This is a genomic window from Pseudomonas guariconensis, from assembly GCF_040822035.1.
GTDB lineage: Bacteria > Pseudomonadota > Gammaproteobacteria > Pseudomonadales > Pseudomonadaceae > Aquipseudomonas > Aquipseudomonas guariconensis.
On sequence record NZ_CP162012.1, the window covers coordinates 718386 to 734865 of the forward strand.

Annotated in this window: 7 protein-coding genes, 2 tRNA genes and 2 rRNA genes; 10 read left to right on the plus strand and 1 reads right to left on the minus strand. The window is 60.8% G+C overall.

What is annotated here, in order from left to right; translation table 11 throughout:
• The first annotated feature begins 39 nt into the window (after positions 1 to 39).
• The 10 genes from AB1N67_RS03225 to AB1N67_RS03270 all read left to right on the plus strand — a co-directional run bounded on the left by AB1N67_RS03225 (position 40) and on the right by AB1N67_RS03270 (position 15415).
• Positions 40 to 116, plus strand: a tRNA-Ile gene (locus tag AB1N67_RS03225).
• A gap of 22 nt (positions 117 to 138) precedes the next feature.
• Positions 139 to 214: transfer RNA gene (locus AB1N67_RS03230), tRNA-Ala, on the plus strand.
• A gap of 234 nt (positions 215 to 448) precedes the next feature.
• A 23S ribosomal RNA gene (locus AB1N67_RS03235) occupies positions 449 to 3339 on the plus strand.
• A gap of 122 nt (positions 3340 to 3461) precedes the next feature.
• Positions 3462 to 3577 (plus strand): 5S ribosomal RNA (gene rrf, locus AB1N67_RS03240).
• 190 nt (positions 3578 to 3767) lie between these two features.
• On the plus strand, positions 3768 to 7250 hold the full coding sequence (gene recC, locus AB1N67_RS03245; RefSeq protein WP_367863528.1) for an exodeoxyribonuclease V subunit gamma: 3483 nt from the start codon (positions 3768 to 3770) through the stop codon (positions 7248 to 7250).
• On the plus strand, positions 7247 to 10924 hold the full coding sequence (gene recB / locus AB1N67_RS03250) for an exodeoxyribonuclease V subunit beta (RefSeq protein WP_182817114.1): 3678 nt from the start codon (positions 7247 to 7249) through the stop codon (positions 10922 to 10924). The genes recC and recB overlap by 4 nt, the downstream gene beginning before the upstream one ends.
• Positions 10921 to 12996 carry an exodeoxyribonuclease V subunit alpha gene (gene recD, locus AB1N67_RS03255; protein WP_197853205.1) on the plus strand — a complete coding sequence of 692 codons (2076 nt, stop codon included), beginning with the start codon at positions 10921 to 10923 and terminating at the stop codon, positions 12994 to 12996. Before recB ends, recD begins: the two co-directional genes overlap by 4 nt.
• A gap of 80 nt (positions 12997 to 13076) precedes the next feature.
• Positions 13077 to 13643 (plus strand): YfiR family protein, encoded by a 567-nt coding sequence (locus AB1N67_RS03260; protein ID WP_090346963.1) that lies wholly within the window; start codon positions 13077 to 13079, stop codon positions 13641 to 13643.
• On the plus strand, positions 13640 to 14911 hold the full coding sequence (locus tag AB1N67_RS03265; RefSeq protein ID WP_043215249.1) for a diguanylate cyclase domain-containing protein: 1272 nt from the start codon (positions 13640 to 13642) through the stop codon (positions 14909 to 14911). Before AB1N67_RS03260 ends, AB1N67_RS03265 begins: the two co-directional genes overlap by 4 nt.
• A 3-nt stretch (positions 14912 to 14914) precedes the next feature.
• On the plus strand, positions 14915 to 15415 hold the full coding sequence (locus AB1N67_RS03270; protein ID WP_043215252.1) for an OmpA family protein: 501 nt from the start codon (positions 14915 to 14917) through the stop codon (positions 15413 to 15415).
• 47 nt (positions 15416 to 15462) lie between these two features.
• Here AB1N67_RS03270 and AB1N67_RS03275 read toward each other — a convergent pair whose 3' ends face one another.
• Positions 15463 to 16407: a LysR family transcriptional regulator gene (locus AB1N67_RS03275; RefSeq protein WP_102081186.1), complete on the minus strand. Its 945-nt coding sequence runs from the start codon at positions 16405 to 16407 to the stop codon at positions 15463 to 15465.
• Positions 16408 to 16480: the final 73 nt, after the last annotated feature.

Consider the following 16480-nt stretch of genomic DNA (forward strand, 5'->3'; position numbering starts at 1 on the left):
TTCCTTGAAGAAGACGATGCTGTAACGCGACCCTGTTATAGGTCTGTAGCTCAGTTGGTTAGAGCGCACCCCTGATAAGGGTGAGGTCGGCAGTTCAAATCTGCCCAGACCTACCATTAGCTTGGTGCAGATGACTACGGGGCCATAGCTCAGCTGGGAGAGCGCCTGCCTTGCACGCAGGAGGTCAGCGGTTCGATCCCGCTTGGCTCCACCACTTGCCGTTACCTGCAGAACTTAGAAATGAACATTCCAATGTGAATGTTGATTTCTGACTTTTGTCAGATCGTTCTTTAAAAATTCGGATATGTGATAGATAGACTGATGACCACTTTCACTGGTGGGCCATCAGGCTAAGGTAAAATTTGTGAGTTCTGCTCTTTATTGAGCAACATGCGAATTTTCGGCGAATGTCGTCTTCACAGTATAACCAGATTGCTTGGGGTTATATGGTCAAGTGAAGAAGCGCATACGGTGGATGCCTTGGCAGTCAGAGGCGATGAAAGACGTGGTAGCCTGCGATAAGCTTTGGGGAGTCGGCAAACAGACTGTGATCCAGAGATCTCTGAATGGGGGAACCCACCTAGGATAACCTAGGTATCTTGTACTGAATCCATAGGTGCAAGAGGCGAACCAGGGGAACTGAAACATCTAAGTACCCTGAGGAAAAGAAATCAACCGAGATTCCCTTAGTAGTGGCGAGCGAACGGGGACCAGCCCTTAAGTTGATTTGAGATTAGTGGAACGCTCTGGAAAGTGCGGCCATAGTGGGTGATAGCCCCGTACACGAAAGTCTCTTATCAATGAAATCGAGTAGGACGGAGCACGAGAAACTTTGTCTGAACATGGGGGGACCATCCTCCAAGGCTAAATACTACTGACTGACCGATAGTGAACCAGTACCGTGAGGGAAAGGCGAAAAGAACCCCGGAGAGGGGAGTGAAATAGAACCTGAAACCGTATGCGTACAAGCAGTGGGAGCCTACTTTGTTAGGTGACTGCGTACCTTTTGTATAATGGGTCAGCGACTTATATTCAGTGGCGAGCTTAACCGAATAGGGGAGGCGTAGCGAAAGCGAGTCTTAATAGGGCGTTTAGTCGCTGGGTATAGACCCGAAACCGGGCGATCTATCCATGGGCAGGTTGAAGGTTAGGTAACACTGACTGGAGGACCGAACCGACTACCGTTGAAAAGTTAGCGGATGACCTGTGGATCGGAGTGAAAGGCTAATCAAGCTCGGAGATAGCTGGTTCTCCTCGAAAGCTATTTAGGTAGCGCCTCATGTATCACTCCAGGGGGTAGAGCACTGTTTCGGCTAGGGGGTCATCCCGACTTACCAAACCGATGCAAACTCCGAATACCTGGAAGTGCCGAGCATGGGAGACACACGGCGGGTGCTAACGTCCGTCGTGAAAAGGGAAACAACCCAGACCGTCAGCTAAGGTCCCAAAGTCATGGTTAAGTGGGAAACGATGTGGGAAGGCTTAGACAGCTAGGAGGTTGGCTTAGAAGCAGCCATCCTTTAAAGAAAGCGTAATAGCTCACTAGTCGAGTCGGCCTGCGCGGAAGATGTAACGGGGCTCAAACCATGCACCGAAGCTACGGGTATCACTTAGGTGATGCGGTAGAGGAGCGTTCTGTAAGCCTGTGAAGGTGAGTTGAGAAGCTTGCTGGAGGTATCAGAAGTGCGAATGCTGACATGAGTAACGACAATGCGAGTGAAAAACTCGCACGCCGAAAGACCAAGGTTTCCTGCGCAACGTTAATCGACGCAGGGTTAGTCGGTCCCTAAGGCGAGGCTGAAAAGCGTAGTCGATGGAAAACAGGTTAATATTCCTGTACTTCCAGTTATTGCGATGGAGGGACGGGAGAAGGCTAGGCCAGCTTGGCGTTGGTTGTCCAAGTTTAAGGTGGTAGGCTGAAATCTTAGGCAAATCCGGGATTTCAAGGCCGAGAGCTGATGACGAGTTGCCTTTAGGCGACGAAGTGGTTGATGCCATGCTTCCAAGAAAAGCTCCTAAGCTTCAGATAACTGGGAACCGTACCCCAAACCGACACAGGTGGTCGGGTAGAGAATACCAAGGCGCTTGAGAGAACTCGGGTGAAGGAACTAGGCAAAATGGCACCGTAACTTCGGGAGAAGGTGCGCCGGCGAGGGTGAAGGACTTGCTCCGTAAGCCCATGCCGGTCGAAGATACCAGGCCGCTGCGACTGTTTATTAAAAACACAGCACTCTGCAAACACGAAAGTGGACGTATAGGGTGTGACGCCTGCCCGGTGCCGGAAGGTTAATTGATGGGGTTAGCGCAAGCGAAGCTCTTGATCGAAGCCCCGGTAAACGGCGGCCGTAACTATAACGGTCCTAAGGTAGCGAAATTCCTTGTCGGGTAAGTTCCGACCTGCACGAATGGCGTAACGATGGCGGCGCTGTCTCCACCCGAGACTCAGTGAAATTGAAATCGCTGTGAAGATGCAGTGTATCCGCGGCTAGACGGAAAGACCCCGTGAACCTTTACTATAGCTTTGCACTGGACTTTGAGCTTGCTTGTGTAGGATAGGTGGGAGGCTTTGAAGTGGGGACGCCAGTTCTCATGGAGCCATCCTTGAAATACCACCCTGGCAACCTTGAGGTTCTAACTCAGGTCCGTGATCCGGATCGAGGACAGTGTATGGTGGGTAGTTTGACTGGGGCGGTCTCCTCCCAAAGAGTAACGGAGGAGTACGAAGGTGCGCTCAGACCGGTCGGAAATCGGTCGCAGAGTATAAAGGCAAAAGCGCGCTTGACTGCGAGACCCACACGTCGAGCAGGTACGAAAGTAGGTCTTAGTGATCCGGTGGTTCTGTATGGAAGGGCCATCGCTCAACGGATAAAAGGTACTCCGGGGATAACAGGCTGATACCGCCCAAGAGTTCATATCGACGGCGGTGTTTGGCACCTCGATGTCGGCTCATCACATCCTGGGGCTGAAGCCGGTCCCAAGGGTATGGCTGTTCGCCATTTAAAGTGGTACGCGAGCTGGGTTTAGAACGTCGTGAGACAGTTCGGTCCCTATCTGCCGTGGACGTTTGAGATTTGAGAGGGGCTGCTCCTAGTACGAGAGGACCGGAGTGGACGAACCTCTGGTGTTCCGGTTGTCACGCCAGTGGCATTGCCGGGTAGCTATGTTCGGAAGAGATAACCGCTGAAAGCATCTAGCGGGAAACTTGCCTCAAGATGAGATCTCACTGGGATCTTGAATCCCCTAAAGGGCCGTCGAAGACTACGACGTTGATAGGTCGGGTGTGTAAGCGCTGTGAGGCGTTGAGCTAACCGATACTAATTGCCCGTGAGGCTTGACCATATAACACCCAAGCAATTTGCTTCTGCAGATTGCGGTGGTGGAGAGAACCGAAAGTTCGCAACCACAACGATCACATATCCGAATTGGCTGGAGTGTCATGAGACAGTCTGGCAACAGAATTTCTTGACGACCATAGAGCATTGGAACCACCTGATCCCATCCCGAACTCAGTAGTGAAACGATGCATCGCCGATGGTAGTGTGGGGCTTCCCCATGTGAGAGTAGGTCATCGTCAAGATTCATTTCGCAAAACCCCTATCTGCGCGAGCAGGTAGGGGTTTTGTCTTTTCTGCAGCCTATATTGGCAGCCCAATCAGTACTTTCCAGAAAGGCGCTTCCTACAGCGATATGGGGCCTGCAACACCTCGGGCGATGCGCAGCCCCTGTGATATGGTTCCCTACCAGAACCTCCCCGGCTGAGACGCTCAATGACCGACACATCCTCCCTGCATCCAGGTTTCATGATCGTTCAAGGCAACCGTCTGGATGACTTGCGCCATCTGGTAGTGGGTGTGATGCGTCGTTATCCCTTGGCACCGCTGGAGAACGAGATCGCGCTGGTTCAAAGCAATGGCATCGCCCAATGGCTCAAGTTGGCCCTGGCCGAAGACCCGCAGGAGGGCGATCAAGGCGGATGTGGGATTGCGGCTGCTATCGATGTCCAGTTGCCGGGCAGTTTCATGTGGCAGTTGTATCGCCGTGTTCTGGGGCGCGATGAAATTCCTGAGGTTTCGTTGCTGGACAAAGCTCCCCTCACTTGGCGCGTGATGCGCCTGCTTCCTGAGTTGATCGAGCGCCCCCATTTCGAACCGCTGCGCCGTTTCCTCACGGACGATGGTGATCTGCGCAAGCGTTACCAATTGGCCGAGCGCTTGGCGGACCTGTTCGACCAATACCAAGTCTATCGCGCCGACTGGCTCAAGGATTGGGCAGTAGGCGAGCATGTGCTCAATAGCGCTCGTGGCGAACGCAAGCCCTTACCGGTCGGTAATCGCTGGCAGGCGCAGCTATGGCGAGCTTTGCTCGAGGATGTCGGCGAGGCGGGCATGGCGCAGAGTCGCGCCGGGGTGCACCAGCGTTTCATCGAACGTATCAACAGCCTGGACCAAGCCCCCTCCGGCTTGCCCAAACGGGTGATCGTTTTCGGCATTTCGTCCTTACCTGCCCAAGCACTCGAGGCGCTGGCGGGGCTTGCTCGCTTCAGTCAGGTGCTGCTGTGCGTGCATAACCCATGCCGCCATCATTGGGCAGATATCGTTGCAGACAAGGACCTGCTACGTCATCAGTACAAGCGTCAGCAGCGCAAGCACGGCACCCCCTTGCAATTGGATGACGAAAGCCTGCATCAGCATGCTCATCCATTACTGGCTGCCTGGGGCAAGCAGGGCCGTGACTACATCAACCTTCTCGACAGTTATGATGACCCCGGCAGCTACCGCGGTGTATTCAGCGAGGGTCGCATCGACCTTTTCCAAGAGTCTGAGCCAAACTGCCTGCTTCGCCAGTTGCAGGATGACATTCTCGAGTTGCGCCCACTGGCCGAAACCCGCGAGCAGTGGGCTCCTGTCGATCCCGCCAAGGATCGCTCGGTGCGCTTCCATGTGGCCCACAGTCCGCAGCGAGAAGTGGAGATTCTTCATGACCAGTTGCTGGCCCGCTTCAGTGCAGATCCCACGCTGCGCCCGCGTGATGTCATCGTCATGCTGCCGGCCATCGACGACTATGCACCGCATATCCGCGCGGTCTTCGGCCAACTTGAGCGCAACGACCCTCGCTACATTCCTTTCACTCTCACCGACCAAGGCCAGCGTGGTCGAGAACCGCTGCTGATCGCTCTGGAGCATCTGCTCAAGTTGCCCGAGAGTCGCTTTGCCGTCAGCGAAGTGCTCGACCTGCTGGACGTCCCTGCGCTTCGTGCGCGCTTTGCCATCGCACAGAGCGATTTGCCGACCTTGCATCGCTGGATCGAGGGCGCCGGCATCCGCTGGGGACTGAGCGCCAAACAACGTGCGACCCTGGGACTGCCTGAAGGCCTGGAGCAGAACAGCTGGCGATTTGGCCTGCGACGCATGTTGCTGGGGTATGCCGTCGGTGTCGGGGAGGGCTTCGACGAGATCGAGCCCTATGATGAAATCGGTGGCCTCGATGCTGCCTTGATCGGCCCGCTCGTGGCCCTGCTCGACGCGCTCGATGTGGCATGCGAAGCCTTGTCGCAGCCGGCTACGGCGCGCGAGTGGGGCGAGCGTCTGCAAGCGCTGCTACAAGTGTTCTTCCTCGCCGAGGATGAGCAGGACGAGTTCCTGTTGATGCAGCTGCAGGATTTGCGCGACACCTGGTTGGCCACGTGCGAAGCGGTTGGCTTGCAAGACGTGTTGCCGCTAACGGTGGTTCGTGAGGCCTGGTTGTCGGGGCTGGACCAAGGCAAGTTGTCCCAACGTTTCCTGGCAGGTTCGGTGAACTTTTGCACGCTCATGCCCATGCGCGCGATCCCCTTCCGGGTGGTGTGCCTGCTGGGCATGAATGACGGCGACTACCCACGTGCCCAGCCGCCGCTGGACTTCGATCTGATGGCCAGCGACTACCGCCCTGGTGATCGCTCCCGTCGTGAAGATGACCGTTACCTGTTGCTTGAAGCCCTGCTCTCGGCGCGTGACCAGCTCTACATCAGTTGGGTCGGGCGCAGCATTCGTGACAACAGCGAGCGTCCCGCATCGGTGTTGATCGGCCAGTTGCGCGACCACCTCGCCGCAGGTTGGCGTCTGGCGGGCGCCAAGGAGGGACTGCGGGAAAACCCTGGTGAGCAGTTGCTGCATGCCCTGACCCAGGAGCATCCCCTCCAACCCTTCAGCCAACGTTATTTCCAGAAAGGCAGCGCGTTGTTCAGCTACGCCCATGAGTGGCAGGTATTGCACCAGCTCGACACGGATCCTGTGGCCTGTCGTGACACGCTGCCGCCCTATGTAGCCGAGGAGGCGTTGAGCCTCACCCAGTTGCAGGATTTTCTGCGTCACCCTGTGCGGCACTTCTTCAGTCAGCGTCTGAAAGTGTTCTTCGAGGCCTTGGAAACGCCAACGCCGGATGAAGAACCCTTCGTGCTCGATGCTTTGCAGCGCTACGGGCTGAGCGAAAGCCTGCTCGGCGCCGCGCTGGCCGATCCCGACAACGCCGATCACGCGCTGCTGAGCCAGGCTCGTCGCCTTCAGGCTTGCGGCCTGCTGCCGCTGGCGGGGTTCGGCGAAATCCTCCAGGCCGAGCTGATCCAACCCCTACCTGACCTGCTGCAGCGTCATCGCCAGTTGCTGCAACGTTGGCCAACCGTGGTCGATGGGGCGCTGCCGATTCATTTCGACCACGCAACGCAGCGTCTGGAAGGCTGGTTGGGGAGGGTGTACCAAGCCCAGGACCTGAGCCTTCTGAGCATCACCACCGTACCCAACACCCTAAGTGCCGGACGCAATAGCCGTAAATGGCATCGCCTGATCCCTGCCTGGGTCGTACATCTGGCGGCCTGTGCCGCAGGCTATCCATTGCATACCGCCATGGTCGCCAGCGACCTGACATTGTTGCTCGACCCGCTGCCGCAGCCCCAGGCGGCGGAGCTTTTGGGCGACCTGATCGTGGCTCGCCAGGCGGCCATGAATGCGCCGCTGCCCGTGGCCGCCAAGACCGCGTTCGCCTGGTTGGCCCAGAGCGATCCGGACAAAGCCCTGGCCTCAGCAGTCCGCGCCTACGAGGGCGATGGGCAGAACACCACCGGCGAGCGCGGCGAGAGCCTTGCCTTGGCACGTCAGTTCCCTGACTTCGCCGCGCTGTGCGCCGATGAAACCTTCGAAGGTTGGTGCGAGACCCTGTACCGCCCCTTGTTCGCAGCGCCCTGGCAGACCCTGGGCAATCCGGAGAATGCCGCATGACCCAGGCCCGCCCCTTGGCCCTGAGCTTTCCATTGCACGGCAGCCAACTGATCGAGGCCAGTGCTGGCACCGGCAAGACGTTCACCATATCGGCGTTGTACCTGCGCCTGATCCTAGGCCATGGCGGCGAGCAAGGCTTTGGCCGTGAGCTGCTGCCGCCACAGATCCTGGTGGTGACCTTCACCGACGCTGCCACCAAAGAGTTGCGTGAGCGGATCCGTGCTCGCCTGGCCGAAGCGGCACGGTTCTTCCGCGGTGAGCTGGCCGAAGCTGATCCGCTGCTGCAGATGTTGCGCGATGATTATCCCGCCGAGCAGTGGGCGCGTTGCGCCAGTCGCCTCGACGTTGCGGTCCAGTGGATGGACGAAGCCGCGGTATCGACCATCCACGGTTGGTGCCAGCGTATGTTGCGCGAGCACGCCTTCGACAGCGGAAGCTTGTTCACCCAGAGCCTGGAGACCGATCACAGCGAGTTGCTGGGTCAGGTCATGCGCGATTACTGGCGGCGTTTCTGTTACAGCATGCAAGGCGAAGCCCTGGCCTGGGTACGCAACCAGTGGGGCAGCCCCGACGCGTTGCTGCCACGTATCCGCCCATTGTTTGGGCGGGTGCGCGGTGAGGTGGATGATGCTCAGCCGCAAGCGTTGATCGAGCAGGCCTTGCGCGAGCGGGCCGCGCAGCTGTGCCAGCTCAAGGCGCCCTGGGGGCAATGGGCCGATGAACTGCACCAGATTTGCCAGGCGGCTGTGGCCGGAAAACTGGCGGACGGCCGCAAGCTGCAGGCACGCTTCTTCGAGCCTTGGTTCGACAAGCTCCGGGCCTGGGCCGGTGACGATCAAGTACTTGAGCTGGATTTGGGCACCGGTTTCACCCGACTGACGCCTGCGGGCATGGCAGAAGCCTGGAAGTCCGGCGAGCCGCCTGATCATCCCGCCCTGCATGCCATGCAGAGCCTGCGTGAGCAATTGCAGGGGCTGGCCAGCCCCGATGCGCGGCTGCTGGAGCACGCCGCGACCTGGGTGTCGGCCCGTTTCGAGGTGGAGAAGCGCAAGCGCGCCGAGATGGGTTTTGACGACATGCTCTTGCGTCTGGAGCAAGCGTTGACCAGCGAGTCTGGCGAGCGTCTGGCCGGTTTGATTCGCGAGCAGTTCCCGGTAGCGCTGATCGACGAGTTCCAAGACACTGACCCGGTGCAATACGGCATCTTCGAGCGCATCTACCGGATCAGCGAGAACCATAGAGAGACCGGTCTGTTCATGATTGGCGATCCCAAGCAGGCGATCTACGCCTTCCGTGGGGCCGACATTTTCACCTACCTGGCCGCCCGCCGCGCCACGGCAGGGCGCTTGCACAGTCTGGATACCAACTACCGTTCCAGCCAGGCGATGGTAACGGCGGTCAATCGCGTGTTTCTCCAGGCCGAAGAGCGCCGCCAGGGGCGCGGCGCCTTCCTGTTCCGCGAGGGCCAGGACAACCCCTTGCCCTTCGTCGAGGTCCGTGCCAAGGGGCGCGATGAGCGATTGATGATCGACGGCCAGCCCGCTGCGGCGTTGCAATGCTGGCAACTGCAAAGCGAGGAGCCGGTCTCCAGCACGCTCTACCGCCAGCAACTGGCGGCCAGTTGCGCCAGTCATATCGTCGGCCTGCTCAATGGCGGCCAGCAAGGCGTGAGCGGACTGCTCGACAGCCAGGGCACGCTTCGCCCCTGCTTGCCGTCGGACATCGCCATCCTCGTACGCGATGGCCGAGAGGCCCAGTTGATACGCGCCGAGCTTGCGGCGCGCGATGTACGCAGCGTGTATCTGTCGGACAAGGACTCGGTCTTCGCCGCCCAAGAAGCCCATGACTTGTTGGTCTGGCTCAAGGCCTGTGCCGAGCCGGATTCCGAGCGTCTGCTCAAGGGCGCCCTGGCCAGCCTGACCCTCGACCTGCCACTCGCCGATCTGGACCGCCTGAACCAGGACGAGCGCGTGTGGGAAGGTTGGGTCATGCGTTTTCGTCAGTACCGCGAGACCTGGCAGCGTCAGGGCGTGTTGCCGATGCTGCGCCGCCTGCTGCATGACTTCCAGCTGCCGCGCATGCTCATGGCCCGCAGCGACGGCGAGCGGGTGCTGACCAACTTGCTGCACCTGGCGGAGTTGCTGCAGCAGGCGGCGAGTGAGTTGGACGGTGAGCAGGCCTTGATCCGCCACCTGGCCGAACACCTGGCCAATGCTGGTCACGCCGGCGAAGAGCAAATCCTGCGCCTTGAAAGTGACGAGCAACTGGTCAAGGTAGTGACCATCCACAAATCCAAGGGGCTGGAATACCCCTTGGTCTATTTGCCGTTCATCTGCACCAGCAAACCGGTGGATGGTCAGCGCCTGCCTCTGACCTGGCACGATAGCCAAGGCCGGATCCACCTCACCCTGACACCCGACGAAACACAGATCGCCCGCGCCGATGATGAACGCCTGGCCGAAGATCTGCGCCTGCTCTACGTGGCCCTGACCCGTGCACAGTATGCCTGCTGGCTGGGTGTCGCCGACCTCAAGCGCGGCAGTCAGAAGACCTCGCAATTGCACCGCTGTGCTCTGGGCTATCTGCTCGGCGCAGGCTTGCCTCTGGCAGCTTCCAGCGAACTGGGCGAATGGCTTGCGCAGTTGCAGGGCTCGAGTGCGGACATCACATGCAGCGTACTGCCCGAAGCCGACGCCCAGCGCTACCACCCCCCTCGTGACGAGCGCGAGCTGTTGCCGGCGCGCAAGCCACGGCGGGCCGCCGCCGAGCATTGGTGGATCGCCTCCTACAGTGCCCTGCGAGTCGGTGATCAGACCTTGAGCGCCGACAGTTCCCAAGCCCAGCAATTGCTGGACGACGAAATAGTCGATACCCAGGCATTGCGTGAGGTGCCCGCCGAGGGCGGCGATATTCACCGCTTCCCTCGCGGGCCGAACCCCGGCACCTTCCTCCACGGCCTGCTGGAGTGGGCCGGCCGGGAAGGGTTCGCCGAGGTCAGCGGCAAGCCGGATTTGATCAAGCGCACCGTGGGGGAACGTTGTAACCGCCGGGGCTGGACCGGCTGGATTCCCGCCTTGGAGCAGTGGCTGGGGCAGTTGCTGAGCCAGCCGCTTCCCTTGCACGCCGACGGCCCGAGCCTGATCCTCGCCGAGCTGCGTCACTATCAGATCGAGATGGAGTTCTGGTTCGCCAGCCATCAAGTGGATGCCGTGCGCCTTGACCATCTGGTCGCCCGCCATACCCATGGCGCAGCGGCGCGTCCTGCGGCGTTGCCCACGGTGCTCAACGGCATGTTCAAAGGCTTCATCGACCTGGCATTCGAGTTGGACGGCCGTTACTACGTGGCCGACTACAAATCCAACTGGCTCGGTCCGGACACCCAGGCCTACAACGGCCTGGCCATGGAGCAGGCGATTCTGGAGCATCGCTACGATCTGCAGTACGTGCTCTATCTGCTGGCCCTGCATCGCCAATTGCGGGCTCGGTTGCCGGACTACGATTACGACCGTCATGTGGGCGGTGCTGTGTTCATCTTCCTGCGTGGTGCCGACAGCGCCGGCCATGGCTTGTATTTCGCCAAGCCGCCGCGGGCGCTGATCGAGGCGCTCGATGCGCTGTTCCGCGGTGCCCATGAGCCGGAACAGCAGGACCTGTTTGCCGGAGTCGCGCCATGAGCCGATGCCTCGATGACCTCTTGCCTACCCCTGTAGATGCCGAACAACTGACGGCTCTGGCGCCCCTGCGCGAGAGCCGTGACCTGCTGGTGCTGCTCGATCGCTGGGTCGAGCGAGGCTGGCTGCGGGCACTGGACCGTGCCTTCGTGAATTTTCTCGAAGAGCGCGCCCCTGGCAGCGACACCTTGTTATTGCTGGCAGCGGCCTTGGCCAGTCATCAGTTGGGCCATGGTCATGTCTGCCTCGATTTGGAGCAGACCCTCGCCGAGCCTGATTTCGCCTTGTCGCTGCCGCCGGAGGGCGACGCACTGGCCGGGCCTTTGCTGCTGCCCTCGCAACTGCTCGCCAGCCTGCCCCTGGACACCTGGCTGCAGCGCATTGCCGCCAGCCCTCTGGTGGCCGCGGGCAATAGCCCGGGGCAAGGTGCCCGGCCGCTGGTGCTCAGCGGCCAGCGTCTCTATCTGCGCCGCTACTGGAGCTATGAGCGGCGCATCGACGACGCCTTGCGCCAGCGCCTGACCCAGAGCGAAGCCATGCCGGCGGATCTGCCCGCACGGCTTGATCACTTGTTCGAAGGCGGCGCCCCGGCAGGGCAGGTGGACTGGCAGAAACTTGCGTGTGCGCTGGCCACGCGGGCGGCGTTCAGCATCATCACCGGCGGCCCTGGCACCGGCAAGACCACCACCGTGGTGCGTTTGCTGGCGTTGTTGCAGGCGCCTGCCGTGGAGAGGGGGCGCCCTTTGCGCATTCGCCTCGCGGCGCCCACCGGCAAGGCCGCTGCCCGCTTGACCGAGTCGATCGGCCAGCAGGTCGAGCGGCTGAAGGTCAGCGGTGAGGTGCGCGCACAGATCCCGACCGAGGTCAGCACCGTTCACCGTCTGCTGGGCAGCCGACCGGGGTCCCGGCACTTCCGCCACCATACGGGCAACCCGTTACCGCTGGACGTGTTGGTGGTCGACGAAGCCTCGATGATCGACCTGGAGATGATGGCCAACCTGCTCGACGCCTTGCCGCCCAAGGCACGTCTGGTGCTGTTGGGCGACAAGGACCAGTTGGCCTCGGTCGAGGCCGGCGCGGTGTTGGGTGATTTGTGTCGCGATGCCGAGGAGGGCTGTTATTCCCCGGCTACCCGGGCCTGGCTGGAGCAAGTCGGCGGCCAATCGCTGGAGGGCTGTGGTCTCACGCCCGGGGATGCGCAGCGCAATCCGCTGGCCCAGCAGGTGGTGATGTTGCGTTACTCGCGCCGTTTCGGCGAAGGCAGCGGCATCGGCCAGCTGGCCCGCCTGGTCAACCGCCAGCAGGCACAGCAGGCGCGTGATCTGCTGACCCTGCCGCCGAGCGATGTGTTCGGTCTGACCCTGCGCGGTGAACAGGACCGGGCTTTTGATCGCTTGCTATTGGACGGCCTGGGCCGTGGCGACGATGGGCCCCAGGGTTACCGCAGCTATCTGCGTGCCATTGGTCGTCATCGTCCGCCCCCTGGCACGCCCGTCGATGACCCGCGCTGGGAGCAGTGGGCCAGCAAGGTGCTGCAGAGTTTCGAGCACTTCCAGTTGCTCTGCGCAGTGCGCAAGGGCCCTTGGGGGGTTGCGGGTCTGAATGAACGTGTGGCGCGTGTGCTTGGCAACGCCGGGCTGATCGACAACCAGCAACCCTGGTATGAAGGCCGGCCAGTGCTGGTCACGCGCAACGATTATGGCTTGGGCCTGATGAACGGCGACATCGGCATTGCCTTGCGTCTGCCGGATGATCTGGGCGAGCCGGTACTGCGCGTGGCCTTTGCGCGCAACGATGGCAAAGGCGGGGTGCGTTTTGTGTTGCCGAGCCGGCTCAACGAGGTGGAAACGGTGTTTGCCATGACCGTGCACAAGTCCCAGGGCTCGGAGTTCAGCCATACGGCCTTGGTGTTGCCGGATGCATTGAACCCGGTGCTCACCAAGGAGTTGGTCTATACCGGTATCACCCGCGCCAAGCACTGTTTCAGCCTGATCGAGCCGCGCACCGGCGTTTTCGAAGAGGCGGTGGCGCGCAGGGTGCGACGGATCTCCGGTTTGATGCTCGAGCAAGTGTGACGTAGCGCACATTTCTGAGCGGCAGGCCTTGTGCTATCGTTTCGCCAAATCTGAAGGGACTTTGTGGGATTTCCTAAATGGTGGCTGTCTCGCCTCGGGGACGCGTGATGGGCCGTGCGCTTGCGCTGTTGATGGCCGCCTTGCTGCTCGCAGGCCCTGCACGGGCGGACACCCCTGCGAGCGCTGCTCAGGTCCAACAGCGGGCCAAGGCCGTGACCCAAGTCGTGCTGGGCATTCTCAGCTATGCGCGCTGGCCGGCAGAGCCAGTGCCGCTGCGTTTGTGCCTGGTAGGGCCGACCGAATACGCCGATGACCTGATCAAGGGCAATGTGCAGAACTCCGGCCAGCCCTTGCAGGTGCGGCGCTTGTTGGTGAACGACCAGCGTGTCGCCAGCGCCTGCGACGCACTTTATATCGGCAAGCTCGACCAAGGTGAGCGGGAGCGGCTGTTCCAGTCGGTCAGCGGCCATCCGGTGCTCAGCATCAGCGAGGCGGACGATCCCTGCACCGTGGGCAGCCTGTTTTGCCTGCGGGTCAGTGACGAGCAGGTGGCCTTTGACGTAAACCTGGATTCAGTCGCTCGCAGCGGTGTGCGAATCCATCCCAGTGTGTTGCAGTTGTCTCGTCGACGGGCGGTGCAGCCATGAGAAGGTGCATCAAGCCTGGCGTTCGCCCAACCCTGCGTTCGGTACTTGGCCGCGGCCATCTGGGATTGGCCTTGCTGGCGGTAGGGTTGGCAGGCGTCTCCCTGACCCTGCTCGGTGTGCTCGCCTTGCGCGTCTATGCCAATCACAACCTGCACCTGATTGCCCGCTCGATCAACTACACCGTCGAAGCGGCTGTGGTGTTCGACGATGCTCCTGCTGCGAAGGAAGCCCTGGCGTTGATCGCAGCCACCGAAGAGGTGGCCGATGCCAAGGTGTTCAATGACGAAGGCGTGCAACTGGCCCATTGGCACCGTGACGATGATGGCATGTTTGCCCAGCTGGAGGCGGAAGTGGCCAGCGCGCTACTGGAGGAACCGATCACGCTGCCGGTGATGCATCAGCAACAGAAGGTCGGGCACATCGAAGTGTCCGGGCAGGGCGGCAACTTGCTGCGCTTCCTGTTCAGTGGCCTGGCGGGGATCGTGTTCTGCACGTTGCTCAGTGCAGTGGTGGCTCTCTATCTGTCGCGTCGGCTGTTCGGCGACATCATTCGCCCGTTGCGCAGCCTTGCCAGCGTGGCTCACGCCGCCCGCCGCGATCGTACCTTCGACCGGCGCGTACCCGAAACGCAGATCGCCGAGCTCAACGAGCTGGGCAACGACTTCAATGCACTGCTCGACGAACTGGAGGCCTGGGACAGTCACCTGCGCAGTGAGAACGAGAACCTGGCTCACCAGGCGACCCATGACAGCCTTACCGGCCTGCCCAATCGAGCATTCTTCGAGGGGCGCCTGAGCCGTAGCCTACGCAATGCCGTCCGCCAGCAGGAGCGGCTGGCGCTGATGTTCCTCGACAGCGACCATTTCAAACAGATCAACGACAGCCTGGGCCACTCGGCGGGGGATGAGGTGCTGATCAGCGTGGCCAGTCGGATCCGCGCGCAATTGCGCGAACACGACCTGGTGGCGCGCCTCGGCGGGGACGAGTTCGCGGTGCTGCTGACGCCCTTGCAGTCGCGAGGCGACGCCGAGCGCATCGCTGAAAAGATCATCGCCAGCATGCAGCTGCCGATTCATCTGGAAACCGGCAACAGCATCACCACCTCGTTGAGCGTAGGCATCGCTTACTTCCCCGACGACGGCCTGGACCCGGCAGGGCTGCTCAATGCCGCCGATGGGGCGATGTATCAGGCCAAGCGCATGCGCCGTGGCCATTGGCAAGTGGCGCAGACGGAGCATTCGGCCACTGACGTTGATAACAGGAGCTGAACCGTGATTCACCGTGTCGTTGCACTGCGTTTTCCCACGCTGGTATTGGCATTGCTGACGTTGCTGGCGCTCGGCGGTTGCCAGAGCGTTCCCAAGGGTTTGAGTGAAGAGCAGATCGCCGTGCTCAAGCGTGAAGGCTTCGCGCCGACTGACGAAGGTTGGGCGTTCGATCTTTCTGGCAAGGTGTTGTTTGGCAGCGATCTGGACAGCCTGAACAGCCAGAGCCGCGCGATCGTCGAGCGCATCGGCAAAGCCTTGCTGTCGGTGGATATCCAGCGGGTGAGGGTTGACGGCCATGCCGATGCCTCGGGCAAGGAGGCGTATAACCAGCAGTTGTCCGAACGCCGTGCGCAGAGCGTCGCCCAGGCGCTGATCGGGATCGGCATGCAGCCTCAGAACATCCGCACCGTTGGCCTGGGCAGCAGCCAGCCGGTGGCGGACAACCGCACCGCCAGCGGGCGAACCGAGAACCGCCGCGTATCGATCGTGGTAGCGTCCTACTGAGGCACGCGCTGGCGCCTGCAATTGGGCGCAGATGCGCCCATCCGGCATCACGCGAACTTCATCTCCCGGCTGTTGCCCATCAGCAACGGCGCGTTGGCCTCGGTCACATCGCGAATGTAGTCCCACAGCAAGGTGATGCGCTTCAACTTGCGCAGGTCCTCCCGGCAGTACATCCAGAACTGCCGAGTGATCTCCACCTCTTCAGGCAATAGATTGATCAATCGTGCATCCTGCGCAGCCAGGAAACACGGCAGGATTGCCAGGCCCCGGCCTTGCAAGGCCGCGGTGTATTGGGCGATCACGCTGGTGCTGCGCAGGTGGGCGTTGGCGTTGGGGATCAGGTTGGCCAGGTACAAAAGCTCGGAGCTGAACGCCAAGTCGTCCACATAACTGATGAACCGGTGCTGGGTCAGGTCTGCGGCCTGGCGGATTGGCGGGTGGTTGTCCAGGTATTCCTGGGTCGCGTACAGCCGCAGGCGATAGTCGCACAGCTTGCAGCACACATAGGGCCCATGCTCGGGCCGCTCCAAGGCGATGACGATGTCGGCCTCGCGCTTGGACAGGCTGATGAAGTGTGGCAGGGGCAGGATGTCCACCGAGATTGCCGGGTAGGCATCGACGAAGTGACTCAGTTGCGGAGTGACGAAGAAGCTGCCGAAGCCCTCGGTGCAGCCCATGCGAACATGGCCCGAAAGTGCCACGCCTGAGCCTGAGACCTGCTCGCAGGCCATGTGCAGCGTGCTTTCGATCGATTCGGCGTAGCCCAGCAGGCGTTGACCCTCAGAGGTCAGGACAAAGCCGTTGGTCCGGGATTTTTCGAACAGAAGCGTGCCCAGCGCGCCTTCCAGCGAGCTGATGCGTCGCGACACCGTGGTGTAGTCAACGGCCAGGCGCTTGGCCGCGCTGCTGGCCTTGCGGGTGCGCGCCACTTCAAGAAAGAACTTCAAATCGTCCCAGTTCAATGAACTCAGGGAGGTGAGGTCTTTTTGCATGATGATCCGGTTTTTTTGTGCGTTCTTGTTGGATGTTTGCACATCTATACTCGAAAAAAGCCCCACGGCGCCA

Excerpts from the sequence above, each read along its gene's own strand:
- recC (WP_367863528.1), top strand. The coding sequence starts at position 3,768 with ATGACCGACACATCCTCCCTGCATCCAGGTTTCATGATCGTTCAAGGC.
- recB (WP_182817114.1), top strand. The coding sequence starts at position 7,247 with ATGACCCAGGCCCGCCCCTTGGCCCTGAGCTTTCCATTGCACGGCAGC.
- recD (WP_197853205.1), top strand. The coding sequence starts at position 10,921 with ATGAGCCGATGCCTCGATGACCTCTTGCCTACCCCTGTAGATGCCGAA.
- AB1N67_RS03265 (WP_043215249.1), top strand. The coding sequence starts at position 13,640 with ATGAGAAGGTGCATCAAGCCTGGCGTTCGCCCAACCCTGCGTTCGGTA.
- AB1N67_RS03275 (WP_102081186.1), bottom strand. The coding sequence starts at position 16,407 with ATGCAAAAAGACCTCACCTCCCTGAGTTCATTGAACTGGGACGATTTG.